Annotated in this window: 8 protein-coding genes; 4 read left to right on the forward strand and 4 right to left on the reverse strand. The window is 72.6% G+C overall.

The window, feature by feature from the left end; translation table 11 throughout:
- Positions 1 to 134: 134 nt before the first annotated feature.
- The gene (locus ACIRB1_RS46835; protein ID WP_403470088.1) at positions 135 to 3,140 is read right to left on the reverse strand and encodes an AfsR/SARP family transcriptional regulator; all 3,006 of its coding nucleotides are present in this window, start codon (positions 3,138 to 3,140) and stop codon (positions 135 to 137) included.
- A gap of 220 nt (positions 3,141 to 3,360) precedes the next feature.
- Between ACIRB1_RS46835 and ACIRB1_RS46840 the strand changes: the two genes are divergently transcribed.
- The gene (locus ACIRB1_RS46840) at positions 3,361 to 6,609 is read left to right on the forward strand and encodes a BTAD domain-containing putative transcriptional regulator (RefSeq protein WP_403470089.1); all 3,249 of its coding nucleotides are present in this window, start codon (positions 3,361 to 3,363) and stop codon (positions 6,607 to 6,609) included.
- Positions 6,610 to 6,695: 86 nt separating this feature from the next.
- On the opposite strand, the gene ACIRB1_RS46845 is transcribed toward ACIRB1_RS46840, so the two are convergent.
- A complete protein-coding gene (locus ACIRB1_RS46845; protein ID WP_352179639.1) occupies positions 6,696 to 8,651 on the reverse strand; it encodes a sigma-70 family RNA polymerase sigma factor in 1,956 nt (651 codons plus the stop codon).
- Between the two features lie 501 nt (positions 8,652 to 9,152).
- Entirely contained in the window at positions 9,153 to 9,923 is a 771-nt protein-coding gene (locus tag ACIRB1_RS46850; RefSeq protein WP_352179638.1) for a helix-turn-helix domain-containing protein, read from the reverse strand.
- Positions 9,924 to 10,300: 377 nt separating this feature from the next.
- Here ACIRB1_RS46850 and ACIRB1_RS46855 point away from each other — a divergent pair, with 377 nt between their 5' ends.
- Positions 10,301 to 11,668 (forward strand): NAD(P)/FAD-dependent oxidoreductase, encoded by a 1,368-nt coding sequence (locus ACIRB1_RS46855; protein WP_403470090.1) that lies wholly within the window; start codon positions 10,301 to 10,303, stop codon positions 11,666 to 11,668.
- A gap of 132 nt (positions 11,669 to 11,800) precedes the next feature.
- The gene (locus ACIRB1_RS46860; protein WP_403470091.1) at positions 11,801 to 13,459 is read left to right on the forward strand and encodes a SpoIIE family protein phosphatase; all 1,659 of its coding nucleotides are present in this window, start codon (positions 11,801 to 11,803) and stop codon (positions 13,457 to 13,459) included.
- A gap of 1 nt (position 13,460) precedes the next feature.
- On the opposite strand, the gene ACIRB1_RS46865 is transcribed toward ACIRB1_RS46860, so the two are convergent.
- The gene (locus tag ACIRB1_RS46865) at positions 13,461 to 14,759 is read right to left on the reverse strand and encodes an MFS transporter (RefSeq protein WP_352179635.1); all 1,299 of its coding nucleotides are present in this window, start codon (positions 14,757 to 14,759) and stop codon (positions 13,461 to 13,463) included.
- Between the two features lie 128 nt (positions 14,760 to 14,887).
- Between ACIRB1_RS46865 and ACIRB1_RS46870 the strand changes: the two genes are divergently transcribed.
- Positions 14,888 to 15,439 carry a MarR family winged helix-turn-helix transcriptional regulator gene (locus ACIRB1_RS46870; RefSeq protein WP_266770783.1) on the forward strand — a complete coding sequence of 184 codons (552 nt, stop codon included), beginning with the start codon at positions 14,888 to 14,890 and terminating at the stop codon, positions 15,437 to 15,439.
- The last annotated feature ends 395 nt before the right edge of the window (positions 15,440 to 15,834 follow it).

A 15,834-nucleotide genomic window follows, 5' to 3' on the forward strand; every position in this document is an offset into this window, starting at 1 on the left:
AAAACACTCGGCTGGAAAACCCCAGCCGAGCGCCTGCGTGATCTACTGACAGCCGCGTAAGCCATCAGGTGTTGCGAGGACCCCAAGAATCCGCCCGTACGGGATGCGGGGCACCGTCGTAGGCGACGGGGTGCTCAGCCCGTGCCCTCCGGCATGTCCATCGACGCGAACAGGTCGTCCGCGCGGGTGCGGTGCAGGCGGGCCGAGGCGCCGTCGCCGAGGGCGGCGGCCGCGTGGGCCATGCCGTCGTGGGCGCGGGCCAGCTCCACCCGGTACTCGATGGCGCCGGCCCGGCGCGCGGCGCTGCGGTGCAGCTCCAGGGCCTGGGCGTGGGCGCCCCGCTGGCGGTGCATGCGGCCGACGATGTTCTCGACATCGCAGCAGCGCAGCGCCGTACCGCGCTCCCGCACCAGGTCGAGGGCCTGTTCCGCGTACGCCGAGGCGGTGCGCTGGCGGCCCAGCCGCTGCTCGGCGTCGGCGGCCAGCGCGAGGGTGAGGGCCAGGTCCTCCGGGAACGAGGACTCGTCCCCGACGGACATCGCCTGCTCCAGGCAGGCGCGGGCCCGCTCGGGTTCGCCGAGGCCGAGGAGCGCGATCGCCAGGTCGTTCAGGGCCGGGATCTGGGTGACCGGCTCACCGAGCGCGCGGCGCAGCTCGACGGCCTGCTCGGCGGCTGCCGCGGCCTCCGCGTACCGGCCGAGCCAGGCGGAGACGGTACTGAGGTTGCACAGGGCCATCTCCTTGCGCATCGCGTTCTCGTGCAGCTCGATGCTGCGGACGAGATTGTCCCGGCCCTCCTTCAGATGACCGAGGCAGCTGTGCAGCAGCCCCAACTGGTCGAGGCTGACGGCCTGTCCGTGGACGTCACCGGCCGCCCGCGCGATCTCCAGGGCTTCCCGCGCCGAGGTCAGTCCGTCACGGAACCTGCCCAGCTTCCAGTGCGAGGACGTCAGGTTGGACAGCCCGGCGCGCAGCGCGTAGGGGTCGCCGAGCCGCCGTGCGGAGGCCACCGCGAGGACGGCCACGTTCTCGTACTCGTCGAACGAGCCGCGCAGGTTCAGATAGAACATCGCGTTGCGGGCGAGCTGCCCGGTCTGCACGTCGAGACCCTGCTCATGGGCGACCGTCACCGCCGACAGCAGCGCCGAGTGCTCCTGGTCGAACCAGCCGCGCGCCTGCTCCACCCCGTGCAGCGGCGGCAGTTCGGCCACGTCGGCGGGGGCCGGGGTGGCATGCCGGGCCCGGCGCGGGAACAGCACCGCGCACGCCTGCTCGGAGGCGGCCACGTAGTAGTCGAGGACCCGCTCCAGCGCCGCGTGGTCGGCGGCCCGGGCGGCGTCCGTGCGCAGGCTCTGCGCGAAGCTGCGCACCAGATCGTGCAGCGCGTACTGCCCGAGCGTGTGCTGTTGCACCAGATGCACGTCGAGGAGCCGCTCCAGGATGTCCTCCGCCGTCCGCCGGTCCGTGCCCAGCAGCGCGGCGCCCGAGTGCACGTCGACCTCGGTCCCCGGATGCAGCCCGAGCAGCCGGAACGCCCTGCGGTGCTCCTCCTCCATCGCCTGGTACGACAGCTGGATCGTCGCCGCGACACTGCGCTCGCCCGAACTCAGCTCGCCCAGCCGCCGTGTCTCGTCGCACAGCCGGTCCACCAGGTACTGCACGGTCCAGCGCTGGCGGTTGCGCAGCCGGGCGCTCGCGATCCGCAGGGCCAGCGGCAAGTGGCCGCACAGCTCGGCGAGTTCGGCCACCGCCTCCGGTTCCGCCGCCACCCGCCGCTCGCCGAGTGTCTCCGCGAGCAGCGTCAGGCTCTCCTCGGGCGGCATCACCCCGAGCGAGATCCACTCGGCGCCGTCCAGGTCCATCAGCCGTGCCCGGCTGGTGACCAGGACCAGACAGCCGGGGGAGGCCGGCAGCAGCGGCCGTACCTGTGTGGAGTCGCCCGCGTTGTCGAGCAGGAGCAGCACCCTGCGGCCCGCGAGGGTGGCCCGCCACAGGGCCGCCCGGCCGCCCTCGTCCTCGGGTATCCGCTGGTCGGGGACGCCGAGGGTGCGCAGCAGGGCGCCGAGCACGGCGGCCGGTTGCAGGGGTTCCTCGCCGGGGGAGTAGCCGCGCAGGTCGAAGCAGAGCCGCCCGTCCGGGTACTGCGCGGCGAGCTGGTGGGCTGCGCGCACCGCGAGGGAGGTCTTGCCGCTGCCGCCCATGCCGTCCACGGCCACGATCCGCGTCCCGTCACAGGGTTCGGCGGCGTGCCGCAGCAGGGTGCGCAGCTCCTCCTCGCGGCCGGTGAAGTCCGAGAGGTCGTAGGGGAGCGTGGACAGCGAGGGCGCGGTGACCGGGGCCTGCGGGACGGCGGCGGGCTGCTGCGGCTCGGGGCCGGTCAGCTCGTCGCTGTCGCGCAGGATCGCCTCGTACAGCTTGGTCAGACGGGGGCCGGGGTCGATGCCCAGCTCGTCGACGAGCAGGTCGCGGACCCGGCCGTACTCCTCCAGGGCCTCGGCCGCGCGGCCCGAGCGGTACAGGGCGAGCATCAGCTGGCCGCGCAGGGTCTCGCGCAGCGGGTGCTCGACTATCAACTCGCGTAGATCCACGACGAGTTCGCGGCTCTCCCCCTGGTCGAGGCGGAGCTGGAAGAGCTGCTCGGCGGCGGCCAGCCTGCGCTCGTCGAGGGCGGTGGCGGCGGCGGTGAGGGTGGTGCCGCCGGAGCCCGCCAGGACCGGGCCGCGCCACAGCGCGAGCGCCCGGCGCAGCAGGTCGGCGGCCCGGGTGGCGGCCCCGGCGGCGAACTGCTCGCGGGCCTCGCCGGTGAGCCGGGTGAAGCGGCTGAGGTCGAGCTGCTCGTCGGCGACGGCGGCGCGGTAGCCGGGCCCGTCGGTGAGCAGCAGCCCGGCCCCGCCGGGTATGCGGCGGCGCAGATCGGCGACGGCCTTGCGGATCTGGTGGACGGCGGTCGCGGGCGGCCCCTCGTTCCACGCGGCCTCGACCAGACGCGTTACCGGCACGACACGTCCGGGCTCCAGCAACAGGGTGACGAGGACCCGCTCCTGGATCGGCCCGCCGAGCCGCAGCCGCTGCTGGTCGGCCCAGATCTCCAGCGCGCCCAGGATGTTGAAGTGCACCGCCTGCGGTGCTGCTCCGGTCAACGCGTCCCCTGCCCCCAAAACGTGCCGAAGCCCAGGTGGAGGCTCCGCTGCGCAGCCTAGGCCCAGGTGAGGGCTTTGGCTGTATACGGACATTAACTGTTCACACACAGTCGTTGCACCGATTCGGGAGGTGATGGGCAGCACACCGCAAACCGCCGCATCCGCCGCCCCGCCGGTAAACGCCGTGCCCCCGGCCCGCGCACCCGGCGACAATGGTCCGGTGCGGTACAGAATCCTGGGCAGTACCCGGGCCGAGGACGGCCGGGGCACCGCCCTGCCCCTCGGCGGCGCCCGGCTGCGCGCCCTGCTCGCCGCCCTCGCCCTGCACCCGGGCCGGGCCGTCCCCCTCACCACCCTGATCGACGAGGTGTGGGCGGAGGAACCTCCCCAGGACGCCCCGGCCGCCCTCCAGGCCCTCGTCGGCCGCCTCCGCCGCACCCTCGGCAAGGACGCCATCGCCTCCGACCCCGGCGGCTACCGCCTCGCGGCCACCCGCGACGACGTCGACCTGTACGTCTTCGAACGCCTCGTCCGCCAGGGCACGGCCGCCCTCGACCGGGGCGACGCGCCCGCCGCCGCCCGCGACCTCGGCGACGGGCTCGCCCTGTGGCGCGGCCCCGCGCTCGCCGACCTGCCGGACCGCTCCGCCGCCGCCCGCCCGGACGCCCTGCGCGAGGAGGCGACCCGCGCCCGGATCACGGCCGACCTGCTGCTGGGCCGCGCCGCCGACGCCGTACCGGAACTGAGGGAACTGACCGCCGCGCATCCCTACGACGAACCCCTGCACGCCCTCCTCGTCCGCGCCCTGCGCGACGCGGGGCGCGGGGCCGACGCGCTCGCCGCCTACGAGACGTTCCGGCGCGCGCTCGCCGACGGGCTCGGCACCGACCCGGGGCCGGAACTCCGCGCACTCCACGCCGAGTTGCTCGCGTCGCCGACGCCCACGAGGCCGGCGCCCCCCGCGCCGGGGCGTGCCGTGCGCGACGGCAACCTGCGTCCACGGCTCACCTCATTCGTGGGCCGGGAACCCGAGATCGCCGCGATCCGTTCCGACGTGCACAGGGCCCGTCTCGTCACCCTCACCGGACCGGGCGGCTCCGGAAAGACCCGGCTCGCCGAGGAGGCCGCCGCCGGGCTCCCGCACGCCTGGCTCGTCGAGCTGGCCCGGCTCGACCGGCCGGAGGCGGTCCCCGGCGCGGTGGTCAGCGCCCTCGGCCTGCGCGAGACCGCCCTGCTCACCACCGAGTCGGTGACCACCCAGGACGACCCGGTCGCCCTGCTCGTGGAGCACTGCGCCGCGCGCGCCCGACTCCTGATCCTCGACAACTGCGAACACGTCATCGGCGCGGTCGCCGAGCTCGCCGAGACCCTCCTGACCCGCTGCCCACGGCTCACGATCCTCGCCACCAGCCGCGAACCCCTGGGCGTCCCCGGCGAGTCCGTGCGCCCGGTCGAGCCCCTCGTCCCCCACCAGGCCCACCGCCTCTTCGCGGAGCGCGCCGCCGCCGTCCGCCCCGACGCGCGGACCGTGCTCGGGGACTCGGACGCCGTCGCGGAGATCTGCCGCCGCCTCGACGGCCTGCCGCTCGCCATCGAACTGGCCGCCGCCCGGCTCCGGTTGCTCACCCCGCGCCAGATCGCCGACCGCCTCGACGACCGCTTCCGCCTCCTCACCTCGGGCAGCCGCACGGTCCTGCCCCGCCAGCAGACCCTGCGGGCCGTCGTCGACTGGTCCTGGGAGCTGCTCGACGAACCCGAGCGCACCGCCCTGCGCGAGCTGTCCGTGTTCGCCGGCGGCTGGAACCTCGCGGCGGCCGAGACCGTGTGCACCGGCCCCGCGGCCCATCTGGTGGGCTCCCTCGTCGACAAGTCCCTGATCGTGGCCACCCCGGGCGAGGCCGACGGCGGCATGCGCTACCGCATGCTGGAGACCATCCACGAGTACGCCGTGGAGCGCGCCGCCGAGACCCCGGGCCTGCGCACCGCGGCCGAGCACCGGCACCGCGCATGGGTGCGCGCCCTCGTCGAGACGGCCGAGCCGCTCCTCCGCTCCTGGGACCAACTCCCGTGGATAGCCCGCCTGGAGACCGAGCTCGACAACATCCGGGCGGCCCTCGAACGTTCCGTCGCCGACCGCGACGAGGCGGAGGCGGGCGCCCTCGTCCTCGCCGTCGGCTGGTTCTGGTGGCTGCGCAACTACCGCCACGAAGGCGCCGAATGGATTCTCCGCGTCCTCGCCCTCACCAGCCCGGACAACCCCGACCAGGACCCGTACGACACCTACGTCGAGTCCTACCTCCGCGACCCGGAGGCGGACGCCCGCCACCCCCTGCACGCCCAGCGGATGGACCTCCGGCTGCTGAACCTCTTCCTCCGGGCCGAGTCCGAACTCCTGGGCCGCACGGCGGACGGCCTGCCGGACGAGCGCATGGGGCAGTACATGAAGCTGATCCAGGACCACTTCGCCGCGGGCGGCCCGCACGCGGCCCGGATGCCCGGGCTCATCTGGCCGCTCACCGCCTACTTCCTCGCCGAGTCCATGGAGATCCGCCCCGCCATGGAGGCCGCGGTCGCCAATGTGCGCGTCCACGGCGGCGACTGGGAGAACGCGGTCCTGCTGATGTTCCGCACCCACCTCCTCGTCGACTCACCCGGCGGCATGGCGGGCATCGACGACGACCTCAAGACCCTGACGGTCCTCTGCCGGCGCGTCGGCGACCGCTGGGTCCGCGCCCAGCTCGCCAGCGCGGCAGGCGAGGCCGCCATGGTCCGCGGCCACTTCGACGAGGCGAACACGGCCTACGAGGAGGCACTTCAGCTGGCCTACGAGGTCGGCGCCTACACCGAGACCCCCTTCCTCATCGCCCGCCTCTCCGAACTCGCCTTCCGCGCGGGCGACCGCGACCGCGCCCTCGCCGGACTCGACGAGGCCACCGAGGAGGCCGACCGGCACGGCGTACCGGACGCCCGCGCCTTCGTCCTGATGCTGCGCGCCCACATCGCCCTGGAGGACGGGGAGATCGCCCGCGCCCGGGAGTTGAGCGACCAGGCCGCAGCGCAGAGCGACAAGGGCACACCCCCACCGCAGTTCAAGGCCGGCCTGAACGCCCTCTCCGCCCTGATCGTGGCCGCCGAGTCGGGCCCCGAGCGCGGGCTCGCGATGATGACCGCGACCCTGCGCGAGGCCGTCGAGCAGCACTGCGCCGACGCCGTGATCGCCATGCTGGTCGACCAGACGGCCCTGCTCTCCGCCGACCTCGGCGAACTTCCGCGCGCCGCACGCCTGTTGGCCGCCGGTGACCGCCGACGCGGCCCGCACCCGCGCCCCCTGCCGGAAGGCGCCCGAGCCGACCGCACCGAGACGATCGCCCGCGCCGCACTGGGTGCCGAGCGCTACGCCGCCGAGCGGGCCCGCGGCGAGACCTTCACGATGGACGAGATCCTGGCGGAGCTGCCCGCACCGGCGTAGCGCCGACGCCGACCCCAGGGAGCGGACGCCCGGCGGGCAGGCAGCCGGCAGTCGGTCGACGGGCAATCAGCGGACGGGCACGCGCCCTACCGGCAGGTGAACTTGGACTCCGCCCAGTCCGCCAGCGCCAGCTTGTCGAAGGAGCTGCGCGGTTCGACCACGAGCCGTACGGTCCTGCGCCCGGAGAGGTTCACATGGACCGGCACCGCCGGGTCGCCGCCGGAGATCACCCCGGACCGCCACAGCTGGACCCCGTCGGCGTACACCGAGAACGAGACCCGGCCGATGCCCAGCATCATGTCGTCGACGCCGACCGTCGCGTCGTAGGAGACGCACGGGCGGTTGAGGTCGATGGTGACGGAGGAGCTGCCGTGCACGGTCGCGCCGTGGCCGTAGTGCGTGCCGCCGATCGAGACGCCGTAGCGCTGCCACACCCAGCTGCTGCCGCCGAGCCGGATCTCCGGGGTGGTGCCGTCGCCGTTGACGTCGTAGGAGAGCTCGCTGACCTGGAAGATCGTCGGCGCGGGTGGGGGCGTCGGGGTCGGGGTCGGGCTGGGTTTCGGGGTGGGCCTGGGGGTCGGCTTCGGGGGCGGGGTGGGCTTCGGCGTCGGGCTCGGGGTCGGCCGGGGGGCGGGTTTCGGGGTCGGCGTCGGGGTCGGGATGAGGGCCGGGGCGGGCTTCAACACCGCCGGTTCCGGGGCGGGCTGCTTCTTCGGAGGAGTCGGGGGCGTCGACTCGGGCTTGGCCACGGGGGAGGACGAGGGCGCGGGTTTCGCCTCGGGTTTCTTCGCGGGGGTGTGGGTGCTGCCGGCCAGCGCGAGGGCGATCGCCGCCGCTGCCGCCGTGGCGACCACACCGGCCGCGATGCCCGCCTTCACCGGGGCGCCGAGCCCCTCGGAGGCCGCCGCGCCCCCGGCACCCGCACCGCCGGACGAACTCCCGCCCGCGGCCGCCGCGGCGCCCGCGGCACCGGCCGCACCCGCACTCGCGCCGCCCGCGACGAGCGCGACCGCCTTCGCGTACCCGGCGGCGCCGAACCAGCCGATGACCGCGACCGGGACGACCGCCGGGATACCGCTGGCGACCTCCTCGATCTGGAGCGCGGCCAGCCGGCACTTCGCGCACTCCTCCAGGTGCTTGCGCAGCCCCCGCTCGGCCCGCGTGCGCAGCCTGCGGCGGGCGTAGGTGCCGAGCTGGTCGGCGTAGCGCGCGCACTCCTCGTCGTCGGTGAGGGTCGCGCTGACATGGGCCTGGAGATAGGCCTGCTTGAGTCCCTCGCGGGCCCGGCTGGCCAGCACGCGCGTGCCGTTGGCGTCGAGTCCGAAGAGCGTGGCGACCTCGCTCGGCGACTCGTCCTCGACCTCGGTGTGCCACAGCACGGCCTGCCACCGCTCGGGCAACGACCGGAAGGCCCGCATCGCCATCGACTGCTCGGCCTGGTGCATGGCCCGGACATCGGCGCCCAGATCGAGTGTGTCGTCGTCGGACACCTCGGACACCCGCGCGGACTGCGCCGCGAACACCGCGAAGTCGTCCACGAGGTGCTCGCGCTTCGCCGACTTCGTCCAGTTCGCGGCGACCCGCCGGACAGAGGTCAGCAGATACGCGCGTACGGCGTGCTCGGGCCCCGAACCGCCGCGCACCGCCTGGAGCATCCGGGCGAAGACCTCGGCGGTCAGATCGTCGGCGGTGTGCGCGTCCCGGCAGCAGGTCCGGGCGTACCGGCGCACGGCGTCCGCATGGCGCCGGTACAGCTCCTCGTACGCCGTGTCGTCACCGGCGCGCATCCGTTCGATCAGCGAGGCGTCGGCGGGGGGCATCTCCCGCGGCGGCAACGGGGGCGGCAGGACACCGCCCTCGCGGCCCTCGCGTTGCGCCGGGACGCTGCCCTCGTCCGGGTCGCCCCCGTGCGGGACGGAACCGCCCTGCGGAACGGCACCGCTCGGCCCACCCTGACTCGGCACCTGCGGTGAGGTCAGCCCACCGGCCTCCGCGTCACCGTCACTGTCACCCAGTGACTCGTCACGCCCGTCAACGCTCATCGCGCAAAGCCCCCGCCGCCTGCCCAGCCAGTCCCGAACACCGGGTCAGCGTGCCATATTGGCTTTTGGTCAGTACCCCGTCCTACGGACCTTCCACTCATCCGTGGGGACTTCCCGCAACGCAGTACTAGCGTTCACCCGTCCGGGGAAGGCTCAACTGTCGCCCCCACAAGGGAAGTTGACCCCACGGACCGAAATGCCCGAAACGCTCCCGCCCGAACGGCAAAGCGGGGGCACCAGGGCACCCCCGCCCCACAGTCACCTATTCGGGTCACCGGGGAAGGGGCAACTCCGCAGAGGAGGGTCGGCGGTGAGCCGGCCCATCCGGCACTTGTCAGCGCAGGCCGCGAATATCCAGCCCGTCCGGCGTTTGAGGACGAGGCCCCTTCAGGGCCGAAGCGGGGGCCTGGGGGCGCAGCCCCCAGAAGACGCCCGCACCGACTCCGCACGCCAAGCCAACTCCCCGCACCGAACCAGCCCCGCCGACTCACCCCGCCACCCTCACACGGGCCGAGACCTCAACCCCTCCAACAAGATGTCCAGCAACCGCGCAGACGCCGCCGCCTGCTGAGCCGCATCCGGCAACGAGGGCGCCGCCGTAGCAATCACCAGCAGCACATCCGACACCGACACATCCGCCCGCAACTGCCCTGCGGCCCGAGCCCGATCGACCAGCTGCCCCACGACCTCCAGCAGCGCGGTCGCCCCGGCGTCGTACTCCGCGGAACCCAGAGACCCCGCCGACTCCTCCGGAACCAGCCGCAGCTCACCCGTACCCGGCTGCGTCCGCTGCTGCGGCACCCGCGCCTCGTCGAGAAGGCCGGCACCCTCGCCCTCGTCGGCGACGCCGACCCGCAGCACCTGCGGCGGCAGCAGCCGCCCGGCACCCGAGGCAACCGACGTCCGCAGGAAGCGCGACAGCGCCGACCACGGCTCGTCCTCCTGCCCGAGCGCCGACCGCGCCTGGTCGGTCAGCCGGGAGGTCTCCTCCTCGGCTATCCGGCGCACCAGGACGTCCTTGCTGGGGAAGCGCCGGTACACGGTGCCGACACCCACCCGCGCGCGCCGCGCCACGTCCTCCATCGGCGCGCCGTAGCCCAGCTCGCCGAAGACCTCACGCGCCGCGCGCAGCACGTGCTCCAGATTGCGCTGTGCGTCCACCCGCAACGGGGTCGTCCGCGAGGTGTCCCCGCGTCCGTTCCCCGCCGCTCCGACCGCGCCGCCGGATGCGATGGCTGACGCGGATGTCCAATGAGAGTCCTGAATATGCATACACGTTCCCCCGGTTAATGACGTCTCCCCCCGGAGACTCCCCGCCATTGGCAGCCGGAGCATCGTGAGACAAGCCCGGTTCGCGAGCCTCGCTCTTCGCGGACCCGCTGAGCACATCCCCCTTCACCCCGTCGACACACGAACATAGTTGAGAGGGGGTCAATTCAGAAGGGGCAGGTTCCGCACGGAGCGCCCCCCGATCGGAGTACGGGTCGCATACGTCCCGATTGCACCCCCGAGTGCCACCCCGATCACCCCCACTGACCTGCGAACCTGCCCTGAACGACGGCACTTTCGGTACCCTCGCGCACCCTCCGCCGCCGGTCACACAATTTGTCGAGGCTGTGGACAAACTCAAGCGCCGGGTGCGTCATGGGATGGTGAAGGAACGCGCGCGCATTCTCGTTGTCGGTGGCGGCTACGTCGGGATGTACACAGCCCTGCGCCTTCAGAAGAAGTTGAAACGTGAAATCAAGCGCGGGCAGGTCGAGATCACCGTAGTGAGCCCCGACCCTTACATGACGTATCAGCCGTTTCTCCCCGAGGCCGCCGCCGGTTCGATCTCCCCCCGCCATGTCGTCGTCCCACTGCGCCGCGTCCTCGACCGCTGCCGGATCGTCATCGGCGAGGCCACCGCCATCGACCACGGCAAGCGCACCGCCACCCTCAGCACCCTCGCCACCGAGGAAGAGGGCACCGGCACCGAGGAGTTGGCGTACGACGAACTCGTCCTGGCGCCCGGCTCGATCTCGCGCACCCTCCCGATCCCCGGTCTCGCCGAGCACGGCATCGGCTTCAAGACCGTCGAGGAGGCCATCGGCCTGCGCAACCACGTCATCGAGCAGATGGACATCGCCTCCTCCACCCGCGACCCCGCGATCCGCGACGCGGCCCTGACCTTCGTCTTCGTGGGAGGCGGTTACGCCGGCGTCGAGGCGCTCGGCGAGCTGGAGGACATGGCCCGCTACGCCGTGCGCTACTACCACAACATCGACGCCGACGACCTGAAGTGGATCCTCGTCGAGGCCTCGCACCGCATCCTCCCCGAGGTCGGCGAGGAGATGGGCACCTACACCGTCACCCAGCTGCGCCGCCGCAACATCCAGGTCCTCCTGGAGACCCGCCTGGAGTCCTGCGCCGACCGCGTCGCCGTCCTCAGCGACGGCCAGCGGTTCCCGACCCGCACCCTCGTGTGGACGGCCGGCGTCAAACCCCACCCGCTCCTCGCCGCCACCGACCTCCCGCTCAACAGCCACGGCCGCCTCACCTGCACCCCGGAGCTGACGATCGACGGCGCCACGCACGCGTGGGCGGCGGGAGACGCGGCCGCCGTCCCCGACGTCACCGCCTCCGAACCCGGCACCGAGACCGCCCCCAACGCCCAACACGCCGTACGCCAGGCCAAGATCCTCGGCGACAACATCGCGCACTCCCTGCGCGGCGAGCCCCTGGAGACGTACGCGCACAAGTACGTCGGCTCGGTCGCCTCCCTGGGACTGCACAAAGGCGTCGCGCAGGTCTACGGGCGGAAGCTGAAGGGCTACCCTGCCTGGTTCATGCACCGCGTCTACCACCTGAGCAGGGTCCCCACCTTCAACCGCAAGGCCCGTGTGCTCGCCGAATGGACCCTGGCGGGGCTCTTCAAACGGGAGATCGTCTCCCTCGGTTCACTCGAACACCCCCGAGCCGAGTTCGAACTCGCGGCCGGTGGAAAGCCTCCACACGACCCGAAGGGGTCGAACTGACCGGACCGAGGAACTCCACCGGCCACCCCGGCGTCTGACGAATGTCGGCCCGGTTCGGTCACACTGCCAGACTGGTCCACGACTTCGGGCGGGCCCACGCTCGCCCTTCTCACCCAAGAGGCTTTCCCCACTGTGAACTTCACGCGCTGGAGCGCCCGACTCCCCGGAACGCAGCGCCGCGCCGCAGCCCGGACCGACCACACGGTCACCTCGGACCGGCGGGGAGAAGGCTCCGTGCCCGCGGCCCGCGCCGAGCAGCTCACCGACGAGCCGCCGCCGGTCCCCGCCGTCGACGACCTGCCCGTCCGCGAGGTCCTCGACCGCGTCCCGGCCCTCGTCGCCCTGGTGCACGGCCCCGACCAGCGCATCGCGTATGTCAACGACGCCTACGCCGCGGCCTTCGGCGCCCGTCCCCTCGGCGCCCCGGCCCGCGAGGCCCTCCCCGAGCTGGACGAACTGGGCCTGCTCCCGCTCCTCGACCAGGTCCTGCGCAGCGGCAAGCCCCGCACCCTCAAGTCCCGCAAGGCGCCCGGCGGCCGCTCGTACACGTTCACGTGCACCCCGGTCGCCGAGAGCGCCGACAGCACGGAGGGCGGTGTCCTGATCTTCGCGACCGACGTCACCGACCACGCCGAGGCCGCCGAGCGCCTGCGCGCCAGCGAACGCCGCCAGCGCGAGACCGCCGTGACCCTCCAGCGCTCCCTGCTCCCCCAGGAGCTGGAGGAGCCCGACGACCTGCGCATCGCCGCCACCTATCAGCCCGGCGGCACCGAGGCCGCGGTCGGCGGCGACTGGTACGACGTGATCACCCTCGGCGGCGGCCGCACCGCCCTGGTCATCGGCGACGTCATGGGCCGGGGTGTCCGCGCGGCGGCCGTCATGGGCCAGCTCCGCACCGCCGTCCGCGCGTACGCCCGCCTCGACCTGCCCCCGCACGAGGTCCTCCAGCTCCTCGACGGCCTCGCCACGGAGATCGACGCCAACCAGATCGCCACGTGTGTGTACGCCATCTTCGACCCGAACGAGGGCCGCCTGGTGTACGCCTCGGCAGGCCACCTCCCGATCCTCGTCCGCGACGAGACGGGCACGGTCCAGCGCGCCGACGAACCCACCGGCCCCCCACTCGGCACCGGCGGCTGGATCCACGCCTCGGGCTCGATCCCCCTCAGCCCCGGCTCCACGGCGGTCCTCTACACGGACGGCCTGGTGGAACGCAGGGACGAGGACCTGGACGAGGGAATCGCCTCCCTGGAGCGTGCCCTGGCCGGCGCCACCGGCACCCCTCAGGTGGTCTGCGACCGCCTGGTCCGCTCGCTAGGCGTCACCGCGGACCACGACGACGACGTAGCCGTCCTGGTCCTCCAGCACCCGGCGCGCACCGGCCCGTCCGGCGACCTCTTCCGCAACGCGGCCCTGGAGCTGCTCGGCGGAGTGGAAGCGGCCCCACGCGCGCGTGCCTTCGCCTCCGGGGTCCTCACCAGCTGGCGCTTCCCCACCGAACTCCACGACCTCGGCGTCCTGGCGGCCAGCGAACTGGTCGCCAACAGCCTCCAGCACGGCACCCCGCCCATGCGCCTGCGTCTGCGCCGCACGGACCGCCGCCTCATCGTCGAAGTGACGGACGGCGACGACCACCTGCCGCGCCGCCGCAGAGCGGAACCGGCAGACGAGTCCGGCAGAGGCATCGCGATCGTGGCGACCATCGCCTCGAACTGGGGCTCCCGCCGCACCCCGGGCGGAGGCAAGGCCGTCTGGTGCGAGTTCGTACTCCCCGGGACGGCCCCGGCCTGACCTACGCCTCCACACCCACGGGCTCGACACTTCCGCGCGCCACGACCAGGCTCCCCTTCGCCCGCCACGGCTGATCCTGCACGACGCTCAACCGCCGCCCCAGCCGCACCGCGAGCACACTGATGCCCAGCGAGAACAGGAAGAACGTCACGACGTACGGCCCCGGCAGCGAGGCCCCGAGCGGCCCGCCCACCGCGGGGCCGACGGCCAGCGCGAGCTGCTTCACCAGGGCGAAGGCCGAGTTGTACTGCCCGGCCATCCCCTCCGGTGCCAGATCGGCCACCAGCGGAGCGACGGTCGGCGACAGCATCGCCTCCCCGAGCCCGAACAGCGCGTACGTCGACACGAAGGCCGCCGTGGCCATCTCCTGACTCCCGTGCCCGAGCCCGGCGAACCCGGCCGTCACCCACGCCAACGCCCAGATCAGCCCTACGGCCGCGATCACGCGCGAGCGCCGGCGCCGCTCGACGAACTTCAGCACCGCGAACTGCGCGACGACGATCATCGCGGTGTTCGCGGCCAGCGCCGTACCGAGCGCGGACGTGGAGATCCCCGCGGCCTCGACGCCGTAGGCACTCAGCCCCGACTCGAACTGGCCGTAGCAGGCGAAGAACAGCACGAAGCCGAGCACGCTCAGCTGCACCATGGCCCGGTTGCCGAGGAGCTGCTTCCAGGCACCCTTGGCCGACCGCGAGGGAGCGTCACCGATCACGGGCGAGTGCGGCATCCGCACGGTCGCGATCACCCCGGCGAGCACCAGGAACATCGCCGACTCGATGCCGAAGAGCAGCGTGAACGAGGACGCGCTGGTCGTGTCGACCAGATGACCGCCGATGAGCCCGCCGACGCCGAGCCCGAGATTCTGAAGGAAGAACTGCATCGCGAAGGCACGCGAGCGCGTCTCCGCCGTGGAACAGTCCACGATCATCGTGGCGAGCGCCGGCTGCATCACGGCCTGCCCGGCCCCGAGCGCGGCAGCCGACACCAGCACGGCCGTCGCACTCCCCGCCAGCCCCAGACTCATCGACCCTACGGCGGCCAGGACCAGGGCGACGATGAGAACCGGCCGGGGGCCACGCCGGACGATGGCCCGCCCGGCGAACGGCAGCACGATCAGCGCGGCCACGGCGAAGACGGCGAGCACGAGACCCGCCGTCATGGCTCCCAGTCCCCGCACCTGCGCCACATAGACGTACAGGTAGGGGACCGTGAAGCCGAGCCCGAACGCGCTGAGTGCGTTTCCCACGTGGATCCGGCGCATCGCTGCGCCCATCGCCCTGGTCACGTTCACCTCAATCATGAGAGTTGGTCAGTCCCGGTACTACTTACAACTACTTAGAGCCGAAGACTTCGAAGCTAAAGTTAGAAGCTAAACAGTACACATAGAAGGACTTCAACGCCAAGCAGGCCCGTGCCATACTGACGCCCATGGGCGACACCCCCGGCACCCTCGGCGAACCGACACTCGACGAGCAGATCGCGGCCTACCAGCGCGAGTTCCAGGACCTCGACCCCCAGGTCGAGAAGATCGTCTCGGCCCTCGGCCGCCTGAACCGCCGCATGAACGTCGCCTACGGCCGCCAGACCGCGAACCTCGGCATGAGCAACGCCGAGTGGGAGGTCCTCAAGGCCCTCGTCCTGGCCGGCGCTCCCTATCGCCTGGGCCCGAGCGACCTCGCCAAGCGTCTCGGCCTCACCCCGGCCGCGATGACCCACCGGATCGACCGCATGGTCGCCGAGGGTCTGGTCACCCGGGAGCGGGACGAGTCCAACCGCGTGCGCGTGATCGTCGAGCTGACGCCCGAGGGCCGCGGCAAGTGGCTGGAGGCGATGCGCATGGCCACGGTCTTCGAGGAGGACCTCCTCCAGGACCTCTCCCAGGACGAGCGCACCGCCCTCGGCGAGGTCCTCACCCGCCTGCTGCGCAGGGTGGAGCACGCCCAGCCGGACGCCGGCGGGCGCCTGAGCGACCTGGACTGACCGCCGACACATTCGGTGTAAAAGATCTTGACAGGGGCGGTTGACACACCCCATCTCGATCCGTAAAGTTCTTCGGGTTGCCGCCGAGCCGTAACGGTTCTCCGGCAGCACCTCCGCCGCGACAGCGGCAACCCAAACCATCCGCACGATCTCCCAACGGGATTGATTTCGGCGTGCCCGAATTCAATTCGATTTGGGCTCGGCTGTGTTCGATCAGGCCCCTGGGGCTCGATTGGAACTCCGCCGGGGGAATCGGCTAAGGTTTGAGACGTCGGAACGGCCCAACAGCCGGGAAGGCAGCCCCCTCTGACTGGGAGTCAGGCCCGAAAGGATCTGATAGAGTCGGAACCGCCGGAAAGGGAAACGCGAAAGCGGAAACCTGGAAAGCACCGAGG

It is taken from the genome of Streptomyces sp. NPDC096013, from assembly GCF_044763565.1.
Taxonomy (GTDB): domain Bacteria; phylum Actinomycetota; class Actinomycetes; order Streptomycetales; family Streptomycetaceae; genus Streptomyces.